24 protein-coding genes and 1 pseudogene are annotated in these 24,760 nt (G+C 73.0%); 11 read left to right on the top strand and 14 right to left on the bottom strand.

The window, feature by feature from the left end; all coding sequences use genetic code 11:
- Positions 1-13 precede the first annotated feature (13 nt).
- A complete protein-coding gene (locus tag ACFYW3_RS06625) occupies positions 14-763 on the bottom strand; it encodes a bifunctional DNA primase/polymerase (RefSeq protein WP_351751489.1) in 750 nt (249 codons plus the stop codon).
- 156 nt (positions 764-919) lie between these two features.
- Positions 920-1,582, bottom strand: a complete 663-nt coding sequence (locus ACFYW3_RS06620) for a TetR/AcrR family transcriptional regulator (protein WP_351751487.1) — start codon at positions 1,580-1,582, stop codon at positions 920-922.
- Between the two features lie 121 nt (positions 1,583-1,703).
- Here ACFYW3_RS06620 and ddaH point away from each other — a divergent pair.
- Positions 1,704-2,522, top strand: a pseudogene (ddaH, locus tag ACFYW3_RS06615) (dimethylargininase); the annotation flags it as partial.
- A gap of 56 nt (positions 2,523-2,578) precedes the next feature.
- Here the strand turns inward: ddaH and ACFYW3_RS06610 are convergent.
- Together ACFYW3_RS06610 and ACFYW3_RS06605 are read right to left on the bottom strand one after the other, a co-directional pair.
- The gene (locus ACFYW3_RS06610; protein WP_389385723.1) at positions 2,579-3,601 is read right to left on the bottom strand and encodes a small ribosomal subunit Rsm22 family protein; all 1,023 of its coding nucleotides are present in this window, start codon (positions 3,599-3,601) and stop codon (positions 2,579-2,581) included.
- Positions 3,602-3,735: 134 nt separating this feature from the next.
- Positions 3,736-5,067 (bottom strand): Bcr/CflA family multidrug efflux MFS transporter, encoded by a 1,332-nt coding sequence (locus tag ACFYW3_RS06605; protein WP_351751485.1) that lies wholly within the window; start codon positions 5,065-5,067, stop codon positions 3,736-3,738.
- 107 nt (positions 5,068-5,174) lie between these two features.
- Here ACFYW3_RS06605 and ACFYW3_RS06600 point away from each other — a divergent pair, with 107 nt between their 5' ends.
- The 3 genes from ACFYW3_RS06600 to ACFYW3_RS06590 all read left to right on the top strand — a co-directional run bounded on the left by ACFYW3_RS06600 (position 5,175) and on the right by ACFYW3_RS06590 (position 7,548).
- Positions 5,175-5,936 (top strand): SDR family oxidoreductase, encoded by a 762-nt coding sequence (locus tag ACFYW3_RS06600; protein ID WP_389385722.1) that lies wholly within the window; start codon positions 5,175-5,177, stop codon positions 5,934-5,936.
- 181 nt (positions 5,937-6,117) lie between these two features.
- Positions 6,118-6,981 carry a PhzF family phenazine biosynthesis isomerase gene (locus ACFYW3_RS06595; protein ID WP_351382283.1) on the top strand — a complete coding sequence of 288 codons (864 nt, stop codon included), beginning with the start codon at positions 6,118-6,120 and terminating at the stop codon, positions 6,979-6,981.
- Between the two features lie 6 nt (positions 6,982-6,987).
- Positions 6,988-7,548: a GNAT family N-acetyltransferase gene (locus ACFYW3_RS06590; RefSeq protein ID WP_389385721.1), complete on the top strand. Its 561-nt coding sequence runs from the start codon at positions 6,988-6,990 to the stop codon at positions 7,546-7,548.
- A gap of 11 nt (positions 7,549-7,559) precedes the next feature.
- Here the strand turns inward: ACFYW3_RS06590 and efeU are convergent, their stop codons facing one another.
- The 6 genes from efeU to ACFYW3_RS06560 form a co-directional block, all read right to left on the bottom strand.
- Positions 7,560-8,456, bottom strand: a complete 897-nt coding sequence (gene efeU, locus ACFYW3_RS06585; RefSeq protein WP_389385720.1) for an iron uptake transporter permease EfeU — start codon at positions 8,454-8,456, stop codon at positions 7,560-7,562.
- 26 nt (positions 8,457-8,482) lie between these two features.
- Positions 8,483-9,769: an iron uptake transporter deferrochelatase/peroxidase subunit gene (gene efeB / locus ACFYW3_RS06580; RefSeq protein ID WP_389385970.1), complete on the bottom strand. Its 1,287-nt coding sequence runs from the start codon at positions 9,767-9,769 to the stop codon at positions 8,483-8,485.
- 65 nt (positions 9,770-9,834) lie between these two features.
- A complete protein-coding gene (gene efeO / locus ACFYW3_RS06575) occupies positions 9,835-10,974 on the bottom strand; it encodes an iron uptake system protein EfeO (protein ID WP_351756822.1) in 1,140 nt (379 codons plus the stop codon).
- Positions 10,975-11,230: 256 nt separating this feature from the next.
- Entirely contained in the window at positions 11,231-12,058 is an 828-nt protein-coding gene (locus tag ACFYW3_RS06570) for a heme ABC transporter ATP-binding protein (RefSeq protein WP_389385719.1), read from the bottom strand.
- Positions 12,055-13,137 (bottom strand): FecCD family ABC transporter permease, encoded by a 1,083-nt coding sequence (locus ACFYW3_RS06565; protein WP_389385969.1) that lies wholly within the window; start codon positions 13,135-13,137, stop codon positions 12,055-12,057. The genes ACFYW3_RS06570 and ACFYW3_RS06565 overlap by 4 nt, the downstream gene beginning before the upstream one ends.
- Positions 13,138-13,213: 76 nt before the next feature.
- On the bottom strand, positions 13,214-14,245 hold the full coding sequence (locus ACFYW3_RS06560; RefSeq protein ID WP_389385718.1) for a hemin ABC transporter substrate-binding protein: 1,032 nt from the start codon (positions 14,243-14,245) through the stop codon (positions 13,214-13,216).
- 134 nt (positions 14,246-14,379) lie between these two features.
- Between ACFYW3_RS06560 and ACFYW3_RS06555 the strand changes: the two genes are divergently transcribed.
- The 4 genes from ACFYW3_RS06555 (at position 14,380) to ACFYW3_RS06540 (ending at position 18,552) form a co-directional block, all read left to right on the top strand.
- On the top strand, positions 14,380-15,807 hold the full coding sequence (locus tag ACFYW3_RS06555; protein WP_389385717.1) for an HtaA domain-containing protein: 1,428 nt from the start codon (positions 14,380-14,382) through the stop codon (positions 15,805-15,807).
- Positions 15,808-15,886: 79 nt separating this feature from the next.
- Positions 15,887-17,455 carry an HtaA domain-containing protein gene (locus ACFYW3_RS06550; RefSeq protein WP_389385716.1) on the top strand — a complete coding sequence of 523 codons (1,569 nt, stop codon included), beginning with the start codon at positions 15,887-15,889 and terminating at the stop codon, positions 17,453-17,455.
- 19 nt (positions 17,456-17,474) lie between these two features.
- A complete protein-coding gene (locus tag ACFYW3_RS06545) occupies positions 17,475-18,152 on the top strand; it encodes a PhzF family phenazine biosynthesis protein (RefSeq protein WP_389385715.1) in 678 nt (225 codons plus the stop codon).
- Between the two features lie 70 nt (positions 18,153-18,222).
- Positions 18,223-18,552, top strand: coding sequence for a hypothetical protein (locus ACFYW3_RS06540; protein ID WP_351756840.1), 330 nt, complete (start codon positions 18,223-18,225; stop codon positions 18,550-18,552).
- A 103-nt stretch (positions 18,553-18,655) separates the two neighbouring features.
- On the opposite strand, the gene ACFYW3_RS06535 is transcribed toward ACFYW3_RS06540, so the two are convergent.
- Both ACFYW3_RS06535 and map read right to left on the bottom strand, forming a co-directional pair.
- Positions 18,656-19,303, bottom strand: a complete 648-nt coding sequence (locus ACFYW3_RS06535; RefSeq protein ID WP_389385714.1) for a heme oxygenase (biliverdin-producing) — start codon at positions 19,301-19,303, stop codon at positions 18,656-18,658.
- 144 nt (positions 19,304-19,447) lie between these two features.
- Entirely contained in the window at positions 19,448-20,305 is an 858-nt protein-coding gene (gene map / locus ACFYW3_RS06530) for a type I methionyl aminopeptidase (RefSeq protein ID WP_351756845.1), read from the bottom strand.
- A 71-nt stretch (positions 20,306-20,376) separates the two neighbouring features.
- Here map and ACFYW3_RS06525 point away from each other — a divergent pair, with 71 nt between their 5' ends.
- Entirely contained in the window at positions 20,377-20,610 is a 234-nt protein-coding gene (locus ACFYW3_RS06525; protein WP_351382310.1) for a hypothetical protein, read from the top strand.
- A gap of 162 nt (positions 20,611-20,772) precedes the next feature.
- Here ACFYW3_RS06525 and ACFYW3_RS06520 read toward each other — a convergent pair whose 3' ends face one another.
- Complete coding sequence (locus tag ACFYW3_RS06520) at positions 20,773-21,378, bottom strand: hypothetical protein (protein ID WP_351756847.1); 606 nt, start codon at positions 21,376-21,378, stop codon at positions 20,773-20,775.
- A gap of 95 nt (positions 21,379-21,473) precedes the next feature.
- Here ACFYW3_RS06520 and npdG point away from each other — a divergent pair, with 95 nt between their 5' ends.
- Positions 21,474-22,178, top strand: coding sequence for an NADPH-dependent F420 reductase (npdG, locus tag ACFYW3_RS06515; RefSeq protein ID WP_385259024.1), 705 nt, complete (start codon positions 21,474-21,476; stop codon positions 22,176-22,178).
- A 70-nt stretch (positions 22,179-22,248) separates the two neighbouring features.
- Here npdG and ACFYW3_RS06510 read toward each other — a convergent pair whose 3' ends face one another.
- Entirely contained in the window at positions 22,249-24,369 is a 2,121-nt protein-coding gene (locus ACFYW3_RS06510) for a TerD family protein (RefSeq protein ID WP_351756951.1), read from the bottom strand.
- Positions 24,370-24,573: 204 nt separating this feature from the next.
- Between ACFYW3_RS06510 and ACFYW3_RS06505 the strand changes: the two genes are divergently transcribed.
- Positions 24,574-24,759 (top strand): hypothetical protein, encoded by a 186-nt coding sequence (locus tag ACFYW3_RS06505; RefSeq protein WP_053676194.1) that lies wholly within the window; start codon positions 24,574-24,576, stop codon positions 24,757-24,759.
- Position 24,760: the final 1 nt, after the last annotated feature.

Genomic DNA, 24,760 nt, shown 5'->3' with positions numbered 1-24,760 from the left:
GCGGCCCAGGGGCTCAGCGGCCCAGGGGCCAGGCCACGGCCTCCGGGGTCCGGGCGGCGGAGCCCGCGTAGAGGGCGCAGGCGTCCGTGAGGGTCTCCAGCAGCGTCAGCGGGTCCGGGAGCGGGTGCTCCATGCCGCGCAGCCAGCCGACCGATAGATCACCGGGGAGGGTGGCCGGCGGGACCAGGACATAGCTGCCCCGGCAGTGCCAGCGCAGGCCCGGGTGCTCGTCCATGGTCTCGGGGTGGCAGTCCAGTTCGCACGGCCACCACTCGTCCTCGTCCTCCGGGGTGCCCCGGGTGGCGGTGAAGAAGAGCATCCGTGCCTGTTCGCCCGTACCGCCGGACTCGGCGACCGGGCCCACCTCGACGCCGGCGGCCAGCAGGCGGGTCAGCGCGTCGCGGCCGGCCTCCAGCGGTACGTCCAGGACGTCGTGGACCATGCCGGTCGCGGTGATGAAGTTGGCCTGGGGCTGGTTGCGCGCCCACCGTTCGATCTGCGCGCGGTCGGTGGTCGACTGGGTCTGCCAGGCGAAGGAGACGGGGTGCCGCGCGGGCGTGGGACAGCCGATGCGGTCGCACGAACACCGGTAGCCGGCGGGATGGGCGGCCGGGGCGATCGGGAGGCCCGCGGCGGCGACGGCCAACAGCAGGGCTTCGCGTTCCTCGCCGGGGTCCTCCGGAGTGGGTTTCGGCCGGCGGCGCAGCCACTGGGAAATCCTGCTCTGCTCGCCGCGTTGGACGCGGCCGGACTCAGACCCCATCAATCCCCTCACCTCACCGTTGCCCCCGGCGGACCCTCCCATGGTCCCACCATCCCGGGCCCCGGGTGACCGCACCCCCGAACTCGGGTGGCCCACATAACCACAGAAACCGGCCATATGTTCTCGGCCCCCGGTACGGCCCCGGTCGGCCGAGTGTCAGGCGGTGACTTTTCCCACCCCGCCGACGCCGCGCAGCACCGCGTCCACGAGGGCGTCCGCGTAGGCGTGCGTGAGCGGCGCCGTCCGCATCAGCCAGCGGTGCGTCAGCGGCCCCACCAGCAGTTCCACGGTCAGCCGCAGATCGGCGTCCGGCGCCAGTTGGCCCGCCGCCCGTGCCGTGCGCAACCGCGCCTCGTACAGGGCGAACTGGGGCTCCAGCAGTTGCTCGGTCATCCGTGCGCCCAGCTCCGCGTCGGTGGCGCCGGCGGCGGTCAGTGCGCGCGCGGCCGCCTCGTACTTCTCGTCGTTGAACTGGTCCACCGTCGCCCGCAGGACGTACTTCAGGTCGGCGGCCAGGTCCCCGGTGTCCGGGAAGCCGGTCCACTCGACGTCCTCCTCCGCCTCGCCGGCCAGCGCGAGGGAGGCCTCCAGCAGCACCGCCGCCTTGGACGGCCACCAGCGGTAGATGGTCTGCTTGCCGACCCCCGCGCGGGCGGCGATGGCCTCGATGGTGAGCCGGTTGTAGCCGACCTCCCCGACCAGGTCCAGGGCGGCGCCCAGGATGGCCCGCCGGGAGCGGTCGCTGCGGCGGGCGGTGTCCGGGGCCTTGGGGGTGCGGGCCTCGGTGTCTCGCGACCGCGCGGCAGGGGTGTCGTTCATCCGGCCAACGTATCAATGCGAGACGTTTCGTCTTGTGTTTCGGTCATTGAGCTGAACGACCCGGTCAGTTCACTGCGCGGTCGCCCCGGAGGAGAGACGATTCACTTCTCATCACCGTGAGGAGCCTTCATTGCGCAGAGACGCCACACCCCGGCGATACCTGATGTGCCCGCCCGCGCACTTCAAGGTCACGTACTCCATCAACCCGTGGATGGACCCCACGAAACCGGTGGACCTGCCCCTCGCACTGGCCCAGTGGGAGGACCTGAGGGACCGCTACCGCGCCCTCGGCCACACCGTCGAGACCCTCGTGCCCGACCCCGACCTGCCCGACATGGTGTTCGCCGCGAACGGCGCCCTGGTCGTCGACGGCCGGGTCCTCGGAGCCCGGTTCGCCTACCCGGAACGCACCGCCGAGGCGGAACTCCACCTCGACTGGTTCCGCACCCACGGCTTCACGGACATCCGCGAGCCGTCCCACGTCAACGAGGGCGAGGGCGACTTCGCCGTCACCGCCACCTACATCCTCGCCGGCCGGGGCTTCCGCTCCAGCCCGCTGTCCCACGACGAGGCCCAGGAGTTCTTCGGCCGCCCGGTCATCGGCCTCGACCTGGTGGACCCCCGCTACTACCACCTCGACACGGCCCTGTCCGTACTCGACGGGGACGAGGTCATGTACTACCCGCAGGCCTTCTCGCCGGGCAGCCGGGCCGTGCTCCGGCGCCTCTTCCCGGACGCCCTCCTCGTGGAGGACCGGGACGCGGCGGCCTTCGGGCTGAACTCCGTCTCCGACGGGCTGCACGTGCTGCTCCCGCAGGCCGCGACGGGCCTGCTGGCACCCCTGCGGGACCGGGGCTTCGAGCCGGTCCCGATGGACCTGGGCGAACTGCTCAAGGGCGGCGGCAGCGTGAAGTGCTGCACCCAGGAGCTGCGGATGTAACCGGCGCGGCCATGGCCGGGGCGGATGTGGCCGGGGCGGACGTCACCGGGCGGACGTCACCGGGCGGGCGGCGGCCACTCCTGTCCCCAGTCGGCGTCCCGCGCCGCCTTGTAGAGGTCACCGTGGCGCTTGGTCACGGTGGCCCGGGTCAGGCCCTCGCCCTCGCCCGTCCCCTGCGGACCGCACAGGTCCAGCAGGACGAGCCCCTTCCGGATCTGCGGCCTCCGCGTGATCCGGGAGGCGGCCGGCTCGACCGGGAAGCGGGTCGCGGCCACGTAGGCGAACTTCTCGTCCTCGTACGGCAGCGAGCCGCCCTTGACCTGACGGTGCAGGGAGGACCGGCTGACCCGGGTCGAGAAGTGGCACCAGTCCTTCCCGACCTCGATCGGGCAGGTGCCGTCGTGCGGGCAGGGCGCGGCCACCGTCAGGCCGGCCTCGATCAGTTGCTCGCGGGCCTCGCGCAGGCGCAGGTACCCGTCCGGGGTGCCCGGCTCGATCAGCACCACCGCCCGACCGGCGCGCCCGGCCTCCGCGACGACGGCCCGGCGGGCCTCCGGCGTCAACTCGCCCAGGACGTACGACACGGTCACCAGGTCCGCGTCGGGCAGGGCGATCCCGGACCCGATGACGGCCCGCCGCCACTCGGCCGCGCGGAGCACCGGGGAGGCGGAGGCGGCGGCCAGTTCCCGGCCCAGGACCAGCGCGGGTTCCGCCCAGTCCAGCACGGTGGTCTCGCGCGGCCCGTCCCAGGTGGCGTCCACGGCCCAGGTCGCGGCCCCGGTGCCGCCGCCCACGTCGACGTGCGAGGCCGGGACCCACTCCGGGGCCGCCTCGGCCAGCCCGTCCAGCGCGGACCGGACCGCCTCGAAGGTGGCCGGCATCCGGTACGCCGCGTACGCCGCCACGTCGGAGCGGTCGCGCAGTACGGGCGCGTCGGTCGGGGTGCTGCCCCGGTAGTTGGCGATGAGCCGCTCCACGGCGGCGGAGGCCTGCTTCGGGGGGAGCCCTTCGAGGAGCCCGCCCAGCGCGGACCTGAGGGTTTCGGCGGTGGTGGGTGCGGGGGCGGAGGCGGCGTTCACCCGCGAAGTTTACGGCGCCGAGCGGGGCCCGGTGACGCGACGGACGCGCCGCCCCGAGCCCCGGGGCTGAAGCGCCTCCCCGGGCCCCGGGAGGTAAGCGGGCCCCGGGGAGGCGCCCGCGTCCCGGACAGGACCTATGCGCGGGCCCGGGTGCCCGCCATCGGCTCCCGGCCGCGCCACGGCCGGCACAGGCCCAGGAAGCAGGCCACCGCGAGCAGTGAGCAGGACAACTGCACCACCGCCATCGGCACCGCCGTGTCCTCGCCCGCGATCCCGACCAGCGGGGAGGCGATCGCCCCGACGAGGAACGAGGAGGTGCCCAGCAGCGCGGAGGCCGACCCGGCGGCGTGCGGGGTGCGCATCAGCGCCTGCGCGTTGGTGTTCGGCAGCAGCAGGCCCATGGCCGACATCAGCACGAACAGCGCGGCGGCCATCGGGACCAGCCCGACCTTCCCGAAGACGCCGCCGGCCATCAGCAGCAGGGCCACCGAGGCGGTGGTGATGATCGCGAGGCCGACGCCGAGGGCCTTGTCGAGGCTGACCCGGCCCACCAGCAGCTTGCCGTTGATCTGCCCGACGACGATCAGGCCGACGGAGTTCAGGCCGAACAGCAGGCTGAACGCCTGCGGCGAGGCACCGTAGATCTCCTGCACCACGAAGGGCGAGGCGGAGATGTAGGAGAAGAGCACCGCGAACGAGAACCCGCCGGTGAGGGTGTACCCGGTGAACACCCGGTCGCCGAGCAGCCCGCGCATGGTGCGCAGCGCCGCGCCGACGCCACCGGTGTGGCGGCGCTCGGGCGGCAGGGTCTCGCCGAGTCCCCGCCAGACCACGAGGGTCAGCGCGGTGCCGACGGCGGTCAGGACGACGAAGACCCCGCGCCAGTCGGCGACGCGCAGGATCTGCCCGCCGATGAGCGGGGCGATGATCGGGGCGACTCCGGATATCAGCATCAGGGTGGAGAAGAACCGGGCCATCTCGACGCCGTCGTACAGGTCGCGGACGACGGCGCGCGCGATGACGATGGCGGCGGCGCCGGCCAGGCCCTGGAGGAGCCGGAAGGCGATCAGCAGCTCGGTGGTCGGGGCGAGGGCGCAGATCGCGGTGGCGAGCACGTAGACGATCATGCCGATGAGCAGCGGGCGCCTGCGGCCCCACTTGTCGCTCATCGGGCCGATGACCAGTTGGCCCAGCGCCATGCCGGCCAGGCAGGCGGTCAGGGTGAGCTGGACGGTGGCGGCCGGGCTGTGCAGGGCGTCGGTGACCTGCGGCAGCGCCGGCAGGTACATGTCCATGGACAGCGGGGGCAGGGCCGTCAGCCCGCCCAGGATGAAGGTGACGAGCAGGCCGGTGCGGCGCGCGGCCTTCAGCGGTGCGGCGTCGGCGGTCGCCGCCGCGCCGGCGACGGGGGCCGAGTCGTGCGGCGACTCTTCCGAGGGGGCCGTCGAGGGGCCTCTCTCCGACATGCGGAACTCCAGTCTTTTGTCTTCTTTTCGCACCCCTGAGCGATCCATGCTCTCAGTAGTCGGAACGCCCGTGGACCCGTGTCCCGTGTGACGTACCCTGCGGCCCCATGAACGCACGTGGAAACAAGATCGCCGTGGTGACCGGGGCGGGCTCGGGCATCGGCCGCTCCGTCGCCCTCGCCCTGGCCGGCGCCGGCTGGTCGGTGACCGTGGCCGGTCGCCGCCCGGAACCCCTGGAGGACACCGCGACGGCGGCCGGTGCCGACGCCGACGTGCTGTGCGTACCGGCGGACGTCAGCGACCCGGACGAGGTCGGGGCCCTGTTCGAGACGGTACGGGAGCGCCACGGGCGGCTCGACCTGCTCTTCAACAACGCCGGCACCTTCGGGCCGGCCGGCGTCGCGCTGGAGGACCTCACGTACGAGGCCTGGCGGTCCGTCGTCGACGTCAACCTCACCGGATCCTTCCTCTGCGCCCAGGCCGCCTTCCGGGTGATGAAGGCCCAGGACCCGCAGGGCGGCCGGATCATCAACAACGGCTCCATCTCCGCGCACGTCCCGCGCCCGAACTCGATCGCCTACACCGCGACCAAGCACGCCATGACCGGCCTGACGAAGTCGCTGTCGCTGGACGGCCGGCCGTACCGCATCGCGTGCGGCCAGATCGACATCGGCAACGCGGCCACCGAGATGACCGAACGGATGCGGACCGGCATCCTCCAGGCCAACGGGCGACTGGAGGTGGAACCCGTGATGGACGCCGCCGACGTGGCCCGCACGGTCCTGCACATGGCCGAACTGCCCCTGGAGGCGAACGTGCAGTTCGCGACCGTCATGGCGAGCGCCATGCCCTACATCGGACGCGGCTGACCCGCCGCCACGACCACCCCGGGGGGCGGACCCGCGACCACCCCGGGGCGGACCCGGGACAAGGCCGGGGGCGGACCCGCGACCGGGCCGGGGCGAACCCACGACCACCCCGGGCGCGGACCCGGGACAAGGCCGGCGCGGACCCGGGAATGCGCTCCCGGCCCCGGAAGTTGAGCCGATCATGACGACCGAAGTGCTGCGCTACACGGCTTTCTCCGGCGACCCGGCGGGCGGCAACCCCGCCGGGGTCGTCCTCGACGCGGCCGGCCTGGACGCACCCGCGATGCTGGCCATCGCCGCCGGGCTCGGCTACAGCGAGACGGCCTTCCTCACCGACCCGCCGCAGGATCTCGGCGGCGAACCCGGCCGCGCCTTCACCGTGCGGTACTTCAGCCCCAAGGCGGAAGTGCCGTTCTGCGGGCACGCCACCGTGGCCACCGCCGTCGCCCTGGCCGAGCGGATCGGACCCGGCGAGCTGCTGTTCGCGACCCCGGCCGGAACCGTCCCCGTCTCGGTCACCGCCGAGCCGGGCGAGGGCCTGCGCGCCACCCTGACCAGCGTCGAACCGCACGTCGAGGAGATCGCCGACGCCGACCTCGCCGAGGCCCTGGCCGCGCTCGACTGGCCGGCGACCGACCTGGACCCCGCACTCCTGCCCCGGATCGCCTACGCCGGCGCCCGCCACCTGGTGATCGGCGCCGGCACCCGCGCCCGACTCGCCGACCTCTCCTACGACTTCGCCCGCCTGGAAGCCCTGATGCGGCGCCTGGACCTCACCACGGTCCAGCTCGTTTATCGCGAGAGCCCGACCGTCTTCCACGTACGCGACCCCTTCCCGGTCGGCGGCGTCGTCGAGGACCCCGCCACCGGGGCCGCCGCGGCCGCCTTCGGCGCGTACGCCCGCGAGGCCGGCCTCGTCCCGGAGCAGGCGCTCCTGACCCTCCACCAGGGCGAGGACATGGGCCGCCCCGGGATCCTCACCGTCGAACTGCGCCCCGGCGACCCCCGGGTGCGGGTGGGCGGGGCCGGGGTGCGGATCGCGTAGGGCGTCGTGCTGCGCGTCGAGACGTACGAGACACCGCCCGACCCGCTCGCCGAGCAGGTCCGGGCCCTGGAGGAGCGGGCCTGGCCGGGCGCCGGCGCCGGCCACGACCCGGCCCTCGCGCCCCGCACGGTGCTGCTGCTCGACGGGAGCGGCACGGTGGCCGCCTCGCTGGCTCTGCTGCGCAAGGAGATCCACCTGCCCGGCCGGACCTGGCGGGCCGCCGGACTCAGCGGGGTGGTGACCCGGCCGGAGCTGCGCGGGCGGGGCATCGGCGGGCGCCTGGTCGCGGCGGCCCGGGCCGAACTGGCCGCCGACCCGACGGTGGACCTCGCCCTGTTCAGTTGCGACCGACCGCTCGGCGCGTTCTACGAGGCGGCCGGCTTCGAACGGCTCCCGGGCACTGTCCTGGTCGGCGGAACCCCCGCCGACCCCCTGGCCACCGACGCCCCCGGCTTCGACAAGATCGTCCTGGCGGCCTTCCTCGGACCCGACCCGGAGCCGGCCCGTACGGCCTTCACCGGGATCCGGGTCCCGCTGTACCCGGGGACGATCGACCGGCTCTGGTAGGCCGTTCGGCGTCAGTCCCGGGCCTGCCGGCCCGCGTCGTCGCCGTCCCGCCCCTTCGCCGCCGTCGCGGCGGCCGTCGTCGTTGCCGACGTCGTCGCGGGCGACCGACCGGACCCCACCGGGACCAGGAACAGGGTCAGGACGACCAGCAGGTACAGCGCCCACACGACGAGCTGGAACACCGTCGGGTCCGGCTGGAAGTTGAACGTCCCCTTCAGCAGGGTGCCGTACCAGCTGTCCGGCGGGATCGTCTCGCTGATGTCGAAGGCCTTGTTCGACAGTCCGGGCAGGAAGTCCGCCTCCTGGAGGTCGTGGACCCCGTACGCGAGCACGCCCGCCGCGACCACGACCAACAGACCGCCGGTCCACTTGAAGAACTTCGCGAGGTCGATGCGCAGCGCGCCCCGGTAGAACAGCCAGCCCAGCACGATCGACGTGGCGATGCCGAGCAGCACCCCGGTCAGCGGGCCCGCGCCGTCACCGGCGGCCTTCACCGAACGCCACACGAACAGCGAGGTCTCCAGCCCCTCCCGGCCGACGGCCAGGAACGCGGTGGCCACCAGCGCGCCCGTGCCCATCGCGAGGGCGGCGTCCAACTTCCCGTGCAGCTCGGTCTTCAGGTGCCGCGCGGTGCGCTTCATCCAGAAGACCATCCACGTCACCAGGCCCACGGCGACGATCGACAGGGAGCCGCCGATCGCCTCCTGCGCCTCGAACGTCAACTGGCGGGTGCCGAACTCCAGGCCCGCGCCGAAGGCCAGGCTCAGCCCGGCGGCCAGCCCCACGCCGAGCCACAGCGGCCCGAGCCTGTCCTTGTTCCCGGTCTTCACCAGGTAGGCGATGAGAATGCAGACGACGAGGCTGGCTTCCAGCCCCTCGCGCAGACCGATCAGATAATTGCTGAACACGCGGATCCTCCTACGCGCTACGGGAACTACGCGAACAGCGTCCGGCCCCACCAGTCGTCCTTGTCACGGACGCCCGGCGGGACGGCGAAGACGGCCGAACCCACGTGCTGGATGTATTCGTTGAGCGAGTCGTTCCGGGCCAGCTCCCGCTGGATCGGCACGAACCCCTTGCGGACGTCCCGCTGGTACGCCAGGAAGAACAGTCCGGCGTCGAGCCGGCCCAGCCCGTCCGTGCCGTCGGTGAAGGAGTAGCCGCGGCGCAGGATCGTCGCGCCGCCGTTGGTGTCCGGGTGCGCGAGACGGACGTGCGCGTCCGGCTTCATCGCCTTCAGGAACGGCTCGTCGCGCTCCTTGGACTTGCCGACGGGGGCGCCCTCGCCCTTGTCGCGGCCGATGATGTCCTCCTGCTCCCGCAGGGAGGTGCGGTCCCAGGTCTCGATGTGCATCCGGATGCGCCGGGCCACCAGGTACGAGCCGCCGGCCATCCAGTCGGAGCCGTCGGAGGCGCTCGCCCAGACGAACTTCTCCAGCGCCTCCCGGTCCGTGCCCGAGACGTTCCGGGTGCCGTCCTTGAAGCCCATCATGTTGCGCGGGGTCTGCGCGTCCGGGGTCGTCGAGGAGGTCTTGCCGAAGCCGAGCTGGGACCAGCGCATCGCGATCCTGCCGAAGCCGATCCGGGCGAGCTGGCGAATCGCGTGCACCGCCACCTGCGGATCGTCGGCGCACGCCTGGACGCACAGGTCGCCGCCGGAGCGGGCCGCGTCCAGGTTGTCGCCCGGGAACAGCTCCAGGTCCACCAGGGCGGCCGGGCGCCTGCCCTCCAGACCGAAGCGGTCCTTCGCGAAGAGACCCGGTCCGAAGCCGACGGTCAGGGTGAGCCGCGAGGCCTTCAGCCCCAGCGCCTCGCCCGTGTCGTCCGGCGGGGCCTCCGGCAGACCGCCGAAACCGCCCTCGCCGACCGGCAGCCCGGCCGTCATCAACCGGGCCGCCTGCGTCCACTCCTTGAGGAGCGCGACGAGTTCGGCCCGGTCCTTCGTCGTCACGTCGAAGGCGGCGAAGTGCAGACGGTCCTGGACCGCGGTCGCGATCCCGGCCTGGTGCTCGCCGTGGAAGGGCACGGCCGCCCCCGACGAGGCGGCCGGCACCACGTCCGTGCCACCGCCGAACACCGCGACCGCACCGCCGGTCGCGGCGGCGCCGAGCGCCAGCCCGGCGCCGCCCCAGCCGAGCACGGCGCGCCGCGACGGCGCGGCGGGGCCGCCACCGGTCGGGGCGCCGGCCTCCGGGCCGTCGCCGGGCTGCGGCTCCGGCATTTCCGCCGGCTGCGACGTGGACTCCGCCATCCTCGTACTCCCGTCCGCTCCGCTCTTCTTCCTGGCTACTTCGCGACCGAGGCGGCGAGCTTCGAGAGCGGCTCGGCCAGCGCGTTGACCGCGTCCGAGAGCTCCTTGCGCTCGGCCTCGCCGACCTTGTCGTACGAGACGAAGTCGTAGCCCGTCTTGTCGGCGCGGTACTTGTCCAGCAGCGTGTTCAGCGCGGCGAACCGGGTGTCCAGGGTCTTCGCGAGTTCCGGGTCGTTCTTCGCGGCGACCGGCTTCAGCAGCTGGTAGGCCTTCTCCGCGCCCTCGACGTTGGCCTTGAAGTCGACCAGGTCGGTGTGGCTGAAGAACTCCTCCTCGCCCGTCACCTTGCCGGTGGCGACCTCGTCGAGCAGCTCCTTGGCGCCGTTCGCCATCGAGGTCGGGGTGATCTCGGCCGTGCCGACCTTCTTCTGCCACACGGTGAGGTCGGCCATCAGGGTGTCCGCGAGCTTCTTCTCCGGCTCGCCGAGCTTGCCGTCCTTGAACACGGCCTTCTCCAGCGTGTGCCAGCCGGTCCACGCCTGGTTGGCCTCCAGGTCGGCCTCGCGGAGGTCCACCTTCGGGTCCAGGTCGCCGAAGGACTCGGCGACGGGCTCGGTGCGCTCCCAGCCGATGCGCGAGACGGCGTACGCCTTCTTCGCGGCCTCGACGTCGCCGGCCTTGACCGCGTCCGCGAAGGCCTGCGCCTTGGGGAGGGTCTCGTCGGCCTGCCCCTGTACGTACTTGCGGTACTCGGCGACCGCGGCGTCCATCTCCGGGCTGCGCTTGGCGACGGCGCCGCCGCCGGTGGCCTTGACCGCCTGGCGGATGCCGTCGCCCTTCATGCCGGGCTTGCAGGCGATCTCGTAGTCGCCCGCCTTGATCTCGGCGGTGATGGAGGCCTTGGTGCCGGGACCGATGTTCTCGCGCTCGGCGACGATCCGGTCGTCGGGGAAGAGGACGTAGACCTCGGTGACCTTGGAGCCCTTGTTCTCGACGTCGACCGTGATCTTGCCGGCGGGGAACTCCTTCTTGGAGACCTCACAGGCGCTGTCCGAGGCGGCGACCTTGATCGCGCCGTCGCCGCCGGCGTCACCCTTCTCCGCACAGCCCGTGACTGCGGTGAGCGTGGCCACGACGGCGGCCGCGGCGAGAACGGTGAGGCGAGCGGGTCGCATGGAGGCTCCTGGCGAGGTAAGGGCTGGTGAGGCGGACCTAACTTAACCGAGGCTTACCTGACTCATACCCGACAGTCCAGTGATACAGCTCTCACCTTTCACCGCCGGACACGAGGCCGTCACGACCCCTCCATGACGACCCCATGGCCGGGTCAAGCCGGGGTCAAGCGGGGAGCCTCGCGTCCCGCGTGACGGAGGGAGCCGGTCCGGTCGCCGCACGGCCCGTGATCATCACCGTCCGGCCGGGCCGGCCGGCTCAGCCGCGGATCGGAACCACGAGCGGCGCCCCGCCGCGCGGGTGCGGGAGCACCTCCACCGGCTGCCGGTAGACCCGGCTCAGCAGGCCGTCCTCGAACACCTCGGACGGCGGTCCTGCCACCGCGATCCGCCCGTCGTGCAGGACCGCCACCCGGTCGGCGTACGCCGCCGCCAGGCCCAGGTCGTGCAGGACGACGACCACGGCGTCCCCGGCCGCGGCCCGCTCCCGGCAGATCCGCAGCACCAGCTCCTGGTGGCGCAGGTCCAGGGCGGCGGTCGGCTCGTCGAGCAGCAGCAGCGGGGCCCGTTGGGCCAGCACGCGGGCGAGTGCGACCCGGGCGCGTTCGCCGCCGGACAGCGCGGAGAACGGGCGCGCCGCGAAGTCGGTCACCTCGGTCGCCGCCATGGCCCGGGCCACCGCCTCCTCGTCGTCCTCCTCCAGTGGGGTGCCGGCCCACGGAGCGCGGCCCATCCGTACGACGTCCTCCACCGGGAAGGGGAAGGACAGCGCGGCCGACTGGGGGAGCATCGAGCGGCGCAGTGCCAGGTCGGGGGCCGACCAGTCGCCCACCGGGCGCCCGTCGATCCGTACGGTCCCCGAGGCGGCCGGCAGGTCGGCGCAGAGCGCGGCCAGCAGGGTGGACTTGCCCGCGCCGTTCGGTCCGACCAGGGCCAGCACCTCGCCGGCCAGGGCGGTCAGGTCGATGCCGGCGAGCACCTCGCGCTGTCCGAGGCGCACGTGCAGGTCCACGGCCTCCGCGCACGGCGTGCCGGGTTCGGGCGGGACGGGGATGCTCCGGCGGGTCCGGCGGAAGAGGGTGATCACGCCCAGCCTCCCTGCTTGCGTCGGGTCCGGCGCAACAGCCAGAAGAAGAACGGGCTGCCGATGAGCGCGGTCAGCACGCCCAACGGCAGTTCGGCGGGCTGCGCGAGCGTCCGCGCGGCCAGGTCGCCGGCGACCAGGACCACGGCGCCGGCGAGGGCGCTGCCCGGGACCAGGAAGCGGTGACCGGGGCCGTTCGCCATCCGCAGCAGGTGCGGGACGAGCAGGCCGACGAAGGTGATGATGCCCGCCACCGCGACGGCCGCCGCGGTCAGCAGCGCGACGACCAGGATCAGGGCCAACCGCAGCCGTTCCACGTCCACGCCGAGATGCCGGGCCGGTCGCTCGCCCAGGGAGAGCAGGTCGAGCTTGCGGGCGTAGAGGGGGGCGACGAGCAGGCCGACGAGGGCGCAGGGCAGAACGGCGAGCACCTTGGGCCAGGTGGCCTGGGCGAGGGAGCCGAGCTGCCAGAAGGTGATCTGGTTGACCTGGCCGCTGTCCGCGAAGAAGACGAACAGGCCGATCAGGGCGCCCGCGAAGGCGTTGACGGCGATGCCGGTCAGGATCAGCGTGACGACCTCGGTCCTGCCGCCGTTGCGGGACAGCAGGTAGACGGAGCCGACCGTGACCAGACCCGCCACGAAGGCGCAGGCGGTGACGGTCCAGTTCCCGAAGAAGCTGAGCCCCAGTCCGATCGCGGCGACCGCACCGACGGCGGCGCCCGCCGAGATGCCGATGACGCCCGGCTCGGCGAGCGGGTTGCCGAACACCCCCTGCATCAGGGCGCCGGCGCAGCCGAGACTGGAGCCGACCAGCAGGGCGAGCACGACGCGGGGCAGCCGTACGTTCCACAGCACGCTCTCCCCGACCCGGTCGAGGGCGGCCCCGCCGAGGCCCACGCGGTGCTGCACGGAGGCGAGTACGTCCCCGACGGGGATCCGGTACGCGCCCACGCCCGCGGAGACCAGCGCCAGCACGGCCAGCGTCACGACCAGGGCGACGGTCAGGATCAGGGCGGTGGGCCGCCCGCGGGCAGGACCCTTCACGGAGGGCGCGGCGGGCGCGGCGGGCGTCGCGGACACGGCGGGCGTCGGGGGCGGGGGCGGGGTCGGAGCAGAGGAGCCGCCCGCGCGCGGGGGCTCGTGGGAGACGGTCACATCAGACCTTGCCGTAGAGCTGGGAGATCAGGGAGGTGAGGACCTGGTCGGTGCGGGGGCCGTAGTTGAGGAGCACCCCGTCGTCGACGGAGACCACGCGGCGGTCCATGCCGGCCGGCGTCTGGGCCACCCCGGGGATCTTCACCAGGCCGTCCACGCCGCCCACGGACTCCAGACCCTTGCGCATCACCAGGATCGCGTCGGGCGCCGCCGCCGCCAGCGCCTCGCTGGTGATCGGGGTGAAGTCCTTGCCGAGCCCGGACTCCTTGCCGGTGTCCACGGCGCCGGCCGCCTCCAGCAGCGAGGCCGCACCGGAGTCGGAGCCGCCCAGCAGGTAGACGGAGGCGGTGCCGCGCAGGTAAAGGAAGGCCACCCGGGGCCTCTTGCCGGCCGCGGAGGCGGGAATGCCCTCGCGGGCGGCGGCGATCCGGTCGGCGGTGCGCCCGTTGAGCCGGGTCCCGGCGTCCTTGACGCCGAGCGCGCCGGCGACGGTGTCGATCCGTTTCCGTACGTCGTCCAGCGTCTTGGCGGGGGCGACGACCAGCAGCGGGATGCCCGCGTCGCGGATCTGCCCGATCGCCTCGGCGGGGCCGGTGGTGGTCTCGGCGATCACCAGCGTGGGGCGCAGCGACAACACGCTCTCGGCCGACACGTCGTGTGCCCGTGTCACCACCGGCAGCTTGGCGGCCTGTTCGAAGGTGGCGGTGATGTCCCGGGCGACGACCCGGTCGCCGAGCCCCAGGGTGTGGACGATCTCGTTGAGGCTGCCGGTGAGCGGGACCACGCGGTCCGCCGAGGCGATGGTCACCGAGGTGCCGTCCGCCGAGGGCACGGTCACCGGGAGGGCGGGCGTCGGTGACGGGGTGAGGGGTTCCACCCGGTCGGGGGCGGCCGCCGCGGCGCCGGTGTGGGCGGGGGAGCCCGCGGGGGTGGCCGTACCTCCGCAGCCCGTCAGCGCGGTGAGTGCCAGGGCCAACGAGGCCGCGACGGACGCGAGACGGGGGATGCGGGATGACGCGGCGGGCGTAGGCACGAAGGCACCGTCCTGATCGTCCGACTGGAGTTCTTGAATGTCCTTCAAAGTTCTGGTGACCGGGGGGTTCCACCCCGGCAGCAGGTAGCTTAGGTTAGCCTAACCTTATTGACCAGACCCTGGAGGGGCCCGTCATGCCCGCGAGACCTGTCCGTGCGTTCGCAGTCGCCGTGTTGGCGGCCCTGCTGGGGGCCCTGCTCCCGGCCACCGTCGCCCAGGCGGCCGACCGCACCGTGCAGGGAGGGCGACTCGACTGGGGCATCAAATCGTCCTTCCAGAGTTATGTCACGGGCCCCGTCTCGAAAGGCGGATTCAAGCTGAAGAGCGGAGCCGCCACCGTCGGCGGCAGCCTGTTCCGCTTCCACTCCGCGACCGGCTCCTACGACCCCGACTCCGGCTCCTTCGGGGCCGCGTTCACCGGCGGGGTCACCTTCCAGGGCCACCAGAAGTCCGACGGGTCGTACGAACTCGACCTCACCGTCAGCCGCCCCACCGTCAAGATCTCCGGCGGCCGCGGCACCCTCTACGTGGACGTCGTCGGCAAGGCCAAGGACACCGGGGCCGTCAGCACGGCCTCCCAGGTCCCCTTCGCCACCCTCGGCCTCGCCGGCATCGACATGAAGGGCGGCGCAAGCCCGATCGCCCTCACGAACGTCCCGACCACCCTGACCGCGGAAGGCGCCACGTCCTTCGCCGGCTACTACACCGCCGGCACCCGACTCGACCCGATCTCGCTGTCCGTCGACGTCAAGGCCCCCGCCGAGCAGAGCGCGACGCCCGGTACGCAGCCCGGTGCCCCGGCCCAGAGCCCGCAGGCCCCGCAGGCCGCGGGCGCCTTCACCGACGCCGCCGTCGACTGGGGCGTCCGGCGCACCTTCCGCGAGTACGTCACCGGCTCCGTCGGGCAGGGCAAGTGGACCCTGGCCGAAGGCGCCCAGGACGGCGGCGCGTTGTTCCGCTTCCCGCAGGGCAAGGGCACGTACGACGGCGGAAAGGGCACCCTTGACGCGGCGTTCGCCGGCACCGTCCGGTTCACCGGCGCCCACCTCGACCTCACCCTCGGCAAGGTGAACGTCAAGGTCGACGGCGGCAAGGGCGTCCTCACCGCCGACGTCGTCACCCCCACCGGTACCAGGAACGCCGTCGCGCTCGTCGAGTTCGACGCCAAGGCACTCAAGACCGAGGGCGGCCTCGCCACCCTCACCGAAGCCCCGGCCACCCTCACCGAGGGCGGCTCCCAGGCCTTCAACGCCATGTACAAGGCCGGCACCGAGATGGACCCCGTCTCGCTCTCCGTGGCCCTCGACGCCAACGCCAGGCTTCCCGCCCTGCCCGACCTGGGCTCCACGGCCTCTCCGTCGCCCTCCCGGGCGCCCGAGGCCGCCGCCTCCCAGGCGCCCCCGAAGGCCGAGGCCGAGAAGGGCTCGTCCGTCGGACCGTACATCGCCCTCGCCGCGGCCCTGCTGGGCCTGGCCGCCGGCGCGATCCTCCTCGTCCTGCGCAAGCGCCGTACGGCCGCGTCCGGTTCGGAGCCCTCGGGCCCCGCCGACGCGCAGCCGTGACACCCCGCCCGCACCCCGCCACACCCCCCGCCACACACCCCCCCCGTCGCCCCCGTCGCCCTTTCAGGAGTACTCAGTCATGTCGTCCCACCGCCGACCGATCGCCATCGCGGCCGCCATCGCCACCGCCGCCGCCCTCGGCGCCACCGCCCTCGTCCTGCCCGCGACGGCGGCGGTCTCCGCCCCGGCCGCGGTCGCCGCGGCCCCCACGAAGCCGATGCCGATCGTCAGCGGCACGCTCGACTGGGGCGTGAAGGCGAGCTGGCGGAAGTACGTCACCACCATCGCCCAGGGTCAGATCACCGTCGCCGACGGCGCGACCACGAACGCGGACGGCACCTTCCGCTTCGGCTCGCCCACCGGCGAGTACGTCCCGAGCGGCAGCCACCCCGTGACCGCCGCCTTCAAGGGCAGCGTCAACTTCAAGTCGGCCGCGCACCACTTCGACATCACCCTGGGCAACCCGCGCTTCGACAGCGGCACGAAGAAGCTGCTCGTCGACGTCACGAAGAACGGCAAGGTCACCCCGGGCGTCCACTTCGCCGACGTGGCCTTCGCCGGTCCCCAGATGGAGAACCTGGGCACCACCCTCACCAAGGACGCCGCCACCCAGCTCGACTACCCGGACTACGCGAACCAGCCGGGCGACCCGCTGACCGCGCTCCTGAAGTTCGGTCCTCCCGTCGACCCGAGCCCCTCGACGTCCACGAGCCCCAAGCCCACGACATCGACGGGCCCCAAGCCCACCACGTCCACGGGTCCGAAGCCCACGACCTCGACGGGTCCGAAGCCGACCACGTCCACGGGTCCGAAGCCCACGACGTCGACGGGCCCCAAGCCCTCGACCTCCTCCGGTGCGCCGGCCGACGGCTCCCAGCGGATCCAGAGCGGCAGGCTCAAGTGGGGCGTCAAGGCGTCCTTCCGCAAGTACGTCCAGTCCGCGGGCTCCATCACCCCGGCGGGCGGCGCCGTCGCGAGCGACGGCACCTTCTCCTTCGCCGGCGGCAAGGGCACCCTCGACACGAAGAAGGGCAGGCTCAACGCCTCCTTCGAGGGCAACCTGCGCTTCCAGTACGCGGCCCACGGCATCGACATGACCTTCGGCAACGTCCGCATCGACACCCAGGGAGCCAAGGGCACCCTGGTCCTGGACGTGAAGACCGCCGCCGGCACGAAGACGAACGTCCCCTTCGCCACGCTCGACCTGGCCAAGGCCGACTACAAGACCAGCAAGGGCCTGCTCGCCCTGAACGGCGTCCGCACGGCACTGACCGAACAGGGCGCCGCGGCGTTCCTGCGGGAGCCGTCCACCACCCCGGTCTACCAGGACGGCTACGCGCCCGGTGACCGGATCGACGACGTCAACCTCACCGTGTCCGTGGACAAGGACGTCACCGCCCCCGACGCCACCGGCGGTTCCACCACCGGCGGTTCGACCGCGGGCGGCGCCGGCACCACCGGCGGTACGGGCACGGTCGGCGGCGGCACGGTCGGCGGCGGCAGCGTCGGCGGGAGCGTGGGCGGCAACCTCGCCTCCACCGGCGCCGAGGTCCCGGCCGGAGCCCTGCTCGGAGCCTCCGGCGCGGTCATCGCGGCCGGCGCAGGCGCCGTCCTCATCGCCCGCAGGCGGCGCGTGACCCAGGGCTGAGCCGTGCTTGAATGCCCGCGTGAATGATCTCGACGTGCTCAGGGTCTTCTGCGCGGGCGACGGCCGGTACGGCAACCTGCTCGGAGTCGTCCGCGACGGCCGCACCTGCCCCGACGACGCGTCCCGGCAGGCGCTGGCCGCCGAACTCGGCTACGGCGAGACGGTGTTCGTCGACGACCCCGAACGCGGGGTCGTCGACATCCGTACCCCCGGCGCGCGGCTCGCCTTCGCCGGGCACCCCCTGGTCGGCGTCGCCTGGCTGCTCGACATCGAGGAACTCCAGCCCCCGGCCGGCTCCGTCTGGGCCCGCGACGACGGCGAGTTCACCTGGATCACCGCCCGCCCCGAATGGGTCGAGGGCAAGCGCACCGAGCAGTACGCCTCCGCCGCCGAGGTCGAGGAGCTGCCCGCCCCGCCGTCGGGCGAGGGCTGGGTGTACGCCTGGGCGTGGGAGGACGAGAGCGCGGGCCGGGTCCGGGCCCGCGGCTTTCCGCGCCGCCCCGACGGCGCCGTCGTCGAGGACGAGGCCACCGGCTCGGCGGCGATCCTGCTCACGGCCCAACTGAACCGCGCCCTGAACATCACCCAGGGCGCCGGCTCCCAACTCCTCACCGCACCCGGCCCGGACGGCACGGTCGAGATCGGCGGACGCGTGCGCTTCGCCCCCGCCGGGAACCGGCCCCCCGGCCGGAACTGAGTATCCCGACCGGCCCGGTTGAGTACGCGCACCCTGCGGCGCACCCCCCGTCGGGCGGTGTGATGGGGGCATGCAGACGCCCCCGCTCGCCCACCGCCCCGCCGCCGTCGCCCCCTGGCTCCTGGTGCCCGCCCTGTTCTCGGCGCTGACACTGCTCGCCGCGGGCTTCGGGTACCGGTCCTCGTACCTGCCGGACGCCCCGCTGTGGCTCTCGTTGCCCTACCTGCTCCCGCTGGGCCTCGCGGCGTCGCTCTGGCGCCGCCCCCACACCCCGGAACAGCGCCGCGACCGCGTCGTGCTGGGCACCGCCGCCTGCGCGGCCGCCCTGCTCTACGCCCGGGCCGCCGAGGGCGTGCTCTTCTGCGTCGCCATCGTCGTCTGGCTCGTCCAGGGCGACTGAGGCGCGACCGACGGGCGGCGGCGACGCGACCCCCGGGCAAGGGGAAGGGGCGGACCCGGCGGGCCCGCCCCTGCTTCGTACGCCGATCAGCCCGGCACGCCGGTCACGCGCTGAGCGGGAACTCCCGGCCCAGCTCGCGGAAGACGGCCCCGTTGAAGTCGAAGGCGCGCTTGCACTCGTCGATGATCCGCTGCTTCTCCAGGTCGTCCGCGGAGATCGCGTCCAGCAGCTCGCGGTAGGTGCGCTTGAAGGCGGCCGGGTTGGAGATGTCCGCGAACACGTAGAAGCGCACGCCGTCGCCCTTGCGCTCGAAGCCCCAGGTGCGCTCGGCCTTGTCCCGGATGATCTGCCCGCCGGACAGGTCGCCCAGGTAGCGGGTGTAGTGGTGGGCCACGTAACCGCCCGGCCATCCGGCCGCGCACTCGGCCACCCGGGCCGCGTACGCCTCGGTCGCCGGCAGCGCCACCAGCGACTCGCGCCACTCGGGGCCGCGCAGGTGCGCGAGGTCCCGTTCGATCTCCGCCAGGCGCATCAGCTCGGGCCGGATGAACGGCCCGGCGACCGCGTCGTCCTTGAGGGACTCGGCCGCGTCCTCCAGCGCCCGGTACACGAACCACAGCTGCTCGGTGTAGCGGGCGTAGGCGTCGACGCCCAGCCGGCCGCCGAGCAGATCGCTCATGAACGTCGAGGTCTCGGCCTCTGTGTGCTGCTCGTGCGAGGCGACACGGATGACCGTGGAGAAGGCGTCCAAGGCGGACCTCCGAGTGATCGGGGGATGAGAAAGGCGTGGCGGCATCGCCGCCACACCTCGATCCTCGTACTTAGGCTTGCCTAAGTCAATGTGTTCCCGACGTCCTGTCGGTAAAAAATCGCCCGGCCCGCAGGCCCGCACGGCCTAGGGCAGCGTGAGGATCTCCGCTCCCGTGTCGGTCACGACCAGCGTGTGCTCGAACTGCGCCGTTCGCTTGCGGTCCTTCGTGACGACCGTCCAGCCGTCGTCCCACATGTCGTACTCGTGGGTGCCCAGCGTGAGCATCGGCTCGATCGTGAAGGTCATGCCGGGCTCGATGATCGTGGTGGCGTGCGGGCTGTCGTAGTGCGGGACGATCAGGCCGGAGTGGAAGGACGTGCTGATGCCGTGCCCGGTGAAGTCCCGGACCACCCCGTAGCCGAAACGCTTCGCGTACGACTCGATGACCCGACCGATGATGTTGATCTGCCGGCCGGGCTTGACCGCCTTGATGGCACGGTTCAAGGACTCGCGGGTCCGCTCCACCAGCAGGCGCGACTCCTCGTCCACCTCCCCGCACAGGTAGGTGGCGTTGTTGTCGCCGTGGACCCCGCCGATGTACGCGGTCACGTCGAGGTTCACGATGTCGCCGTCGCGCAGGACGGTCGAGTCGGGGATGCCGTGACAGATGACCTCGTTGACGGAGGAGCACAGGGACTTGGGGAAGCCCCGGTAGCCGAGCGTCGAGGGATAGGCCCCGTGGTCGCACATGTACGCGTGGGCGACCTCGTCGAGCAGGTCGGTGGTCACCCCCGGCGCGATGTGCTTGGCGGCCTCCTCCATCGCCTGGGCGGCGATCCGGCCGGCGATGCGCATGGCCTCGATGGTCTCGGCGGTCTGCACCTCCGGTCCGGTGTACGGAGTGGGCGCGGGCTTGCCCACGTACTCGGGCCGGCGGATGTTTCCGGGAACGGAACGGACGGGAGAGAGCTCGCCTGGTACGAGCAGCGACTGGCCAGACATGCAGGCGAGTGTATCCAGCGGTGATGGGGCAAGCTGGCGACAGAGAGCGGTACGAGAGGAGCCCGAGGACGATGGCCCTGTTCAAGAAGCGCCAGGTCGGCAAGCCCGGCGAGTGGTACTACTGCCTGGTCCACAAGAAGGTCGAAGAGGGCCCCGACTGCCCGGCGAAGGACCGTTTCGGCCCCTACGCCACGCCCGAGGAGGCGAACCACGCCATGGAGACGGCGCAGGAACGCAACCTCGAATGGCAGAACGACCCGAAATGGAACGACAAGACCCGCGAGGCGGGCGAGGAAGCCCCCTGAGAAAGGGCCCTGAGGCAGGACCCCTGAGGCAGGACCCCTGAGGCAGGACCCCTGAGACGGGGCCCCTGAGACGGGGCCCCTGAGGCAGGACCTCTGAGGCAGGACCCCTGAGGCAGGGGGCGAGGCGGGCCGGCGGGGCGGCACCCCCTCGGGCGGTGCCCCTCACCAGCGGCCGGCCGGCGGCGCGGTGAGCTGATCGGCCAGCCGCGCCAGCCGGTCCCGGAACCGCCGCGAGCCACGCCGGTCCGGCGGACCGTTCTCCCCGGCCGCCGCGCTGACCAGATGCTGCACCGTGTCCAGGTCCAGCTCGGCCGCGGCGCCCGGCACCGACAGCGTCTCGTGCGCCAACGTACCCAGATCGCGATCGCCGCCGTCCAGCGCCAGCACGGTCGCCCCGGCCCGCCGCGCGTCGTGCACCCGCTCCAGCAGCCCCGCGCCCGGCTCCTGCGGGGCCACCACCAGCACCGTGTGCCCGCGCCGAGCCGCCTCCAGCCGACTCAGCCCCACCGACAGGTGCGGCGGCTCGCCCGGCAGGACACGGTGCCGCACGAGCGTCGGCGCCAGCTCCGGAAGCCCCGACCACGCCGCCTCGTCCACCAGGTGCGCGGCCATGTGCCACGGCTCGTACTGCTCCGTCCCCACCAGCAGCAGGCCCCCGCCGGACGGAACCACCGCGCGCCGCAACGAGCCGGCGAAACCCCGGGCGGCACCCGGCCACCGCGTCCCGGCGAGAACCTCGCGCAGCAACGCCACCCTCACGGCATCCATGGCGGGCATCCTGTACCAAGGAAAGTGCGCGCGGGTGCGATACCGGCGGTTCCCGCCCGTTCGACTGACACGTACTCGGCAGTACTCTCGCCCCCATGACTTCCTCAGACAGCACGCAGAAGCCGCCGGCCAAGGACCCCCGGGACCTGCCCGACGTCTCCGGCCTCGTGGTCGGCGTCCTCGGCGGCACCGGCGACCAGGGCCGCGGCCTCGCCTACCGGTTCGCCCGCGCCGGCCAGAAGGTGATCATCGGCTCGCGCGCCGCGGACCGCGCGCAGGCCGCGGCCGAGGAGCTCGGCCTGGGCGTCGAGGGCGCCGACAACGCCGACTGTGCCCGGCGCAGCGACATCGTGATCATCGCGGTGCCGTGGGAGGGCCACGCCAAGACCCTCGAAGCACTGCGCGAGGACCTCGCCGGCAAGCTCGTCGTGGACTGCGTCAACCCGCTCGGCTTCGACAAGCAGGGCGCCTACGCCCTGCCGGTCGAGGAGGGGAGCGCGGCCCAGCAGGCCGCGGCCCTGCTCCCCGACTCCCGGGTCACGGCCGCCTTCCACCACCTCTCGGCGGTGCTGCTCCAGGACGAGACGGTCGAGGAGATCGACACCGATGTGATGGTCCTCGGCGAGTCCCGCGCCGACACCGACCTCGTCCAGGCCCTCGCCGCCCGCATCCCGGGCATGCGAGGCGTCTTCGCCGGCCGCCTGCGCAACGCCCACCAGGTCGAAGCCCTGGTCGCGAACCTCATCTCCACCAACCGCCGCTACAAGGCCCACGCGGGCCTGCGCGTCACGGACGTCTGAGACGACCGCGCCCCGTCCGGGCGCCGACCGGCACGGCCGACCCACAGCACCAGCGACACCGCTCGTACGGTCAGCCGCGCCGGCCGGCCCGCACCTCCAGCGGGCCCAGCCGCGCCACGACGCCCTGGTGGAACCGCGCCACGGCGTCGTCGACGCTGCGGATGAAACCCGACTCCGTGTTGCCCCGGGTATTGCCCATTCCCTTGATGAGCGTCAGTCGGAATCCGGACAGCGGCGCCCCGTCCCTGGGCAGCAGGTTCCCCGGCTCAGGCCGCAACCGCTCCAGGGTGCCGCGCGCCCCGCTCCCGCCCTCGACCAGGCTCTCCACATGGAGATCCGCCGGTGCCTCGGCCAGGATCCGGACCAGCTTCTTCACCGACACCAGTGCGGAGGCCCCCTCCGGGGCGGGGACGTCCGTCGAGGTCCGCACCTTGCCCGTCCGCAGATCGGCGGTCACCGCGATGACACCGTTCGTGCCGTCGATCCGCAACTCGGCCGAGAGCCGGCCGTCCGCGCACAGGGTCTCGGCCGCGGCGAGCCGCCGCTCCCGAGGGTCGCTGCCCCGCCGGGCCCGCTGCACCGGGAGGGCCTTTTGGCCCAGCTCACCGCCCAGGCGCAGGCAGACCTGGCGGATCAGCCGTTCCCAGCTCTCCACCACGTCCACGGCCCGCTCGTCGCCCATGTTGAGGGTCTCGTCCTCGATGCCCTTGCGGACGGGTACCCAGGAAGGCCCCATGTTCTGGAATCCGTGGCAGCCGGAGTTCTCGTGCCGGAGGTACTCCAGCAGTTCCTGGAGCAGCCAGGCGTGTGCGGGGTTGCCCACGCCCTCGTGCCGGATCAGGAGCTGGGCCTGGTGGGCCACCTCCGCCCACGACAGGTGCCAGAGGTCGACCTTGTGCTTGCGGCGCCCGTCGATCTTGACGTCGACCACGGGAGCGCCGTCGAGGGCCACGTCGTTGGAGAGCGTGATGACGGCCTCGTAGCCGCGCCGCGCGGCGATGTCCGTGTACGCCTGCACCTGCTCGGCCCGGAGCGGGTTCCCGTTGGTCTTCGTCTCCACGAGCGCGGTCCAGAGCTTGCCGGCGCGCTCGATCCGGATGACACCGTCCGGCCGGCGGGGCGCGTCGCCGTGGGGCAACGACACCTCCGTGAAGGTCTGCGTCCGTCCGGCGGGAGCACCGAAGGCGGCCGTGAGCCGGCGACCCAGCTCGGGCACCTGCGTCATGACGGAGAGCAGCACCGAGGTCGCGCGCACCTCCCGCTCCCGGTCGCTCTTGAGGGTCGGTACGGGAAAGAGCCGGGCCGGCTGCCAGGAGTCGTTCTCGGCCAGGGACCTCCTGGCCACCCTGGGCAACGTGACCTTCTTCCTGGTCGTCGGGGCGCCCCTGGTGACGGACCCGTCCCGGCCGCGGGACTGCGCGGGGACGCCGGCGACCGCGGGGCCGCCGTCGCCCCGAGTGCCTTCGGCCGGTCCGGCGTGCGCGGCGCGCTCGATCGGGGCGGGAGCAGCGCCGGGCGTCGTGGTCACGGGGCCGGCGGGGACCGGGCCCGGCGCGGGCGTCTTCGTCCCCCGCGCCGTTTCCCCCGCAGTGCTCGGGGCCGGGGTCGTGTCCGGGTTCGTGTCCGGGGTCGTGGGGGACTCCTCGCCGTCCTCGCCCTCGTCGACGGAGATGCCGAATTCCGTGGCGAGGCCGGCCAGGCCGGTCTCGTAGCCCTGCCCCACGGCCCGGAACTTCCACTCCCCGCCCCGCCGGTACAGCTCGCCGAAGACGAAGGCGCTCTCCACGCTCGCGTCGTCGATGGAGAACCCGACCAGTGGCTCACCGGAGCGGTCCGCGACGGTCATCCGCAGGTCGTCGAGGTCCCCGAAGCGGGCGTCACCGTACTGGCTCGCCGCCACCACGATCCGCGCGACGTCCGCCGGGACGGCCGTCAGGTCCAGTCCGATGCGGTCCTCGTCGCCGCTGCCGGTCGGCGTCTTCCCGAGCAACTGGACGCTGCCGTCCTCGGCCGCGGGACGGTTGTAGAAGTAGAAGTCGTCGTCCGAGCGGACCTTGCCGTTCGCGCCGAGCAGCAACACGGACACGTCGGCGTCGCCGGCGCCCGACGCGCTCGTCCAACCCAGACTCACGACCACGGCCCCGGCGTCCTGGCCGAGGGCGGTCAGACTGACGTTCGCACCCTTTGTCATCTCCCGCATGGCTTCCCCCCGGTCGTCCGGCTTCGTCCGCTCGGACGGAGCTTCGCGCACCGTATCCAGCCGGCGGACCGGCGCTCAGGCGAAGGGGGAAATGGGCGGGATGTCCCGAGGGGGTGGCGGCGACCGGCGGCGCGGCGCGATGGGGGACACTGGAGGAGCCTGACCCCGTTCCGTGTCGCCGAGGAGCCGTGCCGCATGCCCCGCCTTGCCGTGTTCGCCGTTGTCGTCTGTGCCCTGTCCGTGGCCGCGGCCGTGGTCGCCTTCGTGGAGGGCAGCTTCCTCGGCATCATCTGGGTGCTGCTGGCCGGGCTGACGTCCAACATGGCCTGGTACTACGTGCGCAAGGCCAAGGCCGACAAGGCCGCCCGCGCGAACGGCTGAC

The organism is Streptomyces sp. NPDC002602 (assembly GCF_042889445.1).
Lineage (GTDB): Bacteria > Actinomycetota > Actinomycetes > Streptomycetales > Streptomycetaceae > Streptomyces.
Note: the sequence above shows the minus strand (reverse complement) of the source record. Positions and strands in the feature narration are given on the sequence as shown.

Coding starts and splice junctions, on each gene's coding strand:
- ACFYW3_RS06625 (WP_351751489.1), bottom strand. CDS start 763: ATGGGGTCTGAGTCCGGCCGCGTCCAACGCGGCGAGCAGAGCAGGATT.
- ACFYW3_RS06620 (WP_351751487.1), bottom strand. CDS start 1,582: ATGAACGACACCCCTGCCGCGCGGTCGCGAGACACCGAGGCCCGCACC.
- ACFYW3_RS06605 (WP_351751485.1), bottom strand. CDS start 5,067: ATGTCGGAGAGAGGCCCCTCGACGGCCCCCTCGGAAGAGTCGCCGCAC.
- ACFYW3_RS06600 (WP_389385722.1), top strand. CDS start 5,175: ATGAACGCACGTGGAAACAAGATCGCCGTGGTGACCGGGGCGGGCTCG.
- ACFYW3_RS06595 (WP_351382283.1), top strand. CDS start 6,118: ATGACGACCGAAGTGCTGCGCTACACGGCTTTCTCCGGCGACCCGGCG.
- efeB (WP_389385970.1), bottom strand. CDS start 9,769: ATGCCGGAGCCGCAGCCCGGCGACGGCCCGGAGGCCGGCGCCCCGACC.
- efeO (WP_351756822.1), bottom strand. CDS start 10,974: ATGCGACCCGCTCGCCTCACCGTTCTCGCCGCGGCCGCCGTCGTGGCC.
- ACFYW3_RS06555 (WP_389385717.1), top strand. CDS start 14,380: ATGCCCGCGAGACCTGTCCGTGCGTTCGCAGTCGCCGTGTTGGCGGCC.
- ACFYW3_RS06550 (WP_389385716.1), top strand. CDS start 15,887: ATGTCGTCCCACCGCCGACCGATCGCCATCGCGGCCGCCATCGCCACC.
- ACFYW3_RS06540 (WP_351756840.1), top strand. CDS start 18,223: ATGCAGACGCCCCCGCTCGCCCACCGCCCCGCCGCCGTCGCCCCCTGG.
- map (WP_351756845.1), bottom strand. CDS start 20,305: ATGTCTGGCCAGTCGCTGCTCGTACCAGGCGAGCTCTCTCCCGTCCGT.
- ACFYW3_RS06525 (WP_351382310.1), top strand. CDS start 20,377: ATGGCCCTGTTCAAGAAGCGCCAGGTCGGCAAGCCCGGCGAGTGGTAC.
- ACFYW3_RS06520 (WP_351756847.1), bottom strand. CDS start 21,378: ATGGATGCCGTGAGGGTGGCGTTGCTGCGCGAGGTTCTCGCCGGGACG.
- npdG (WP_385259024.1), top strand. CDS start 21,474: ATGACTTCCTCAGACAGCACGCAGAAGCCGCCGGCCAAGGACCCCCGG.
- ACFYW3_RS06510 (WP_351756951.1), bottom strand. CDS start 24,369: ATGACAAAGGGTGCGAACGTCAGTCTGACCGCCCTCGGCCAGGACGCC.
- ACFYW3_RS06505 (WP_053676194.1), top strand. CDS start 24,574: ATGCCCCGCCTTGCCGTGTTCGCCGTTGTCGTCTGTGCCCTGTCCGTG.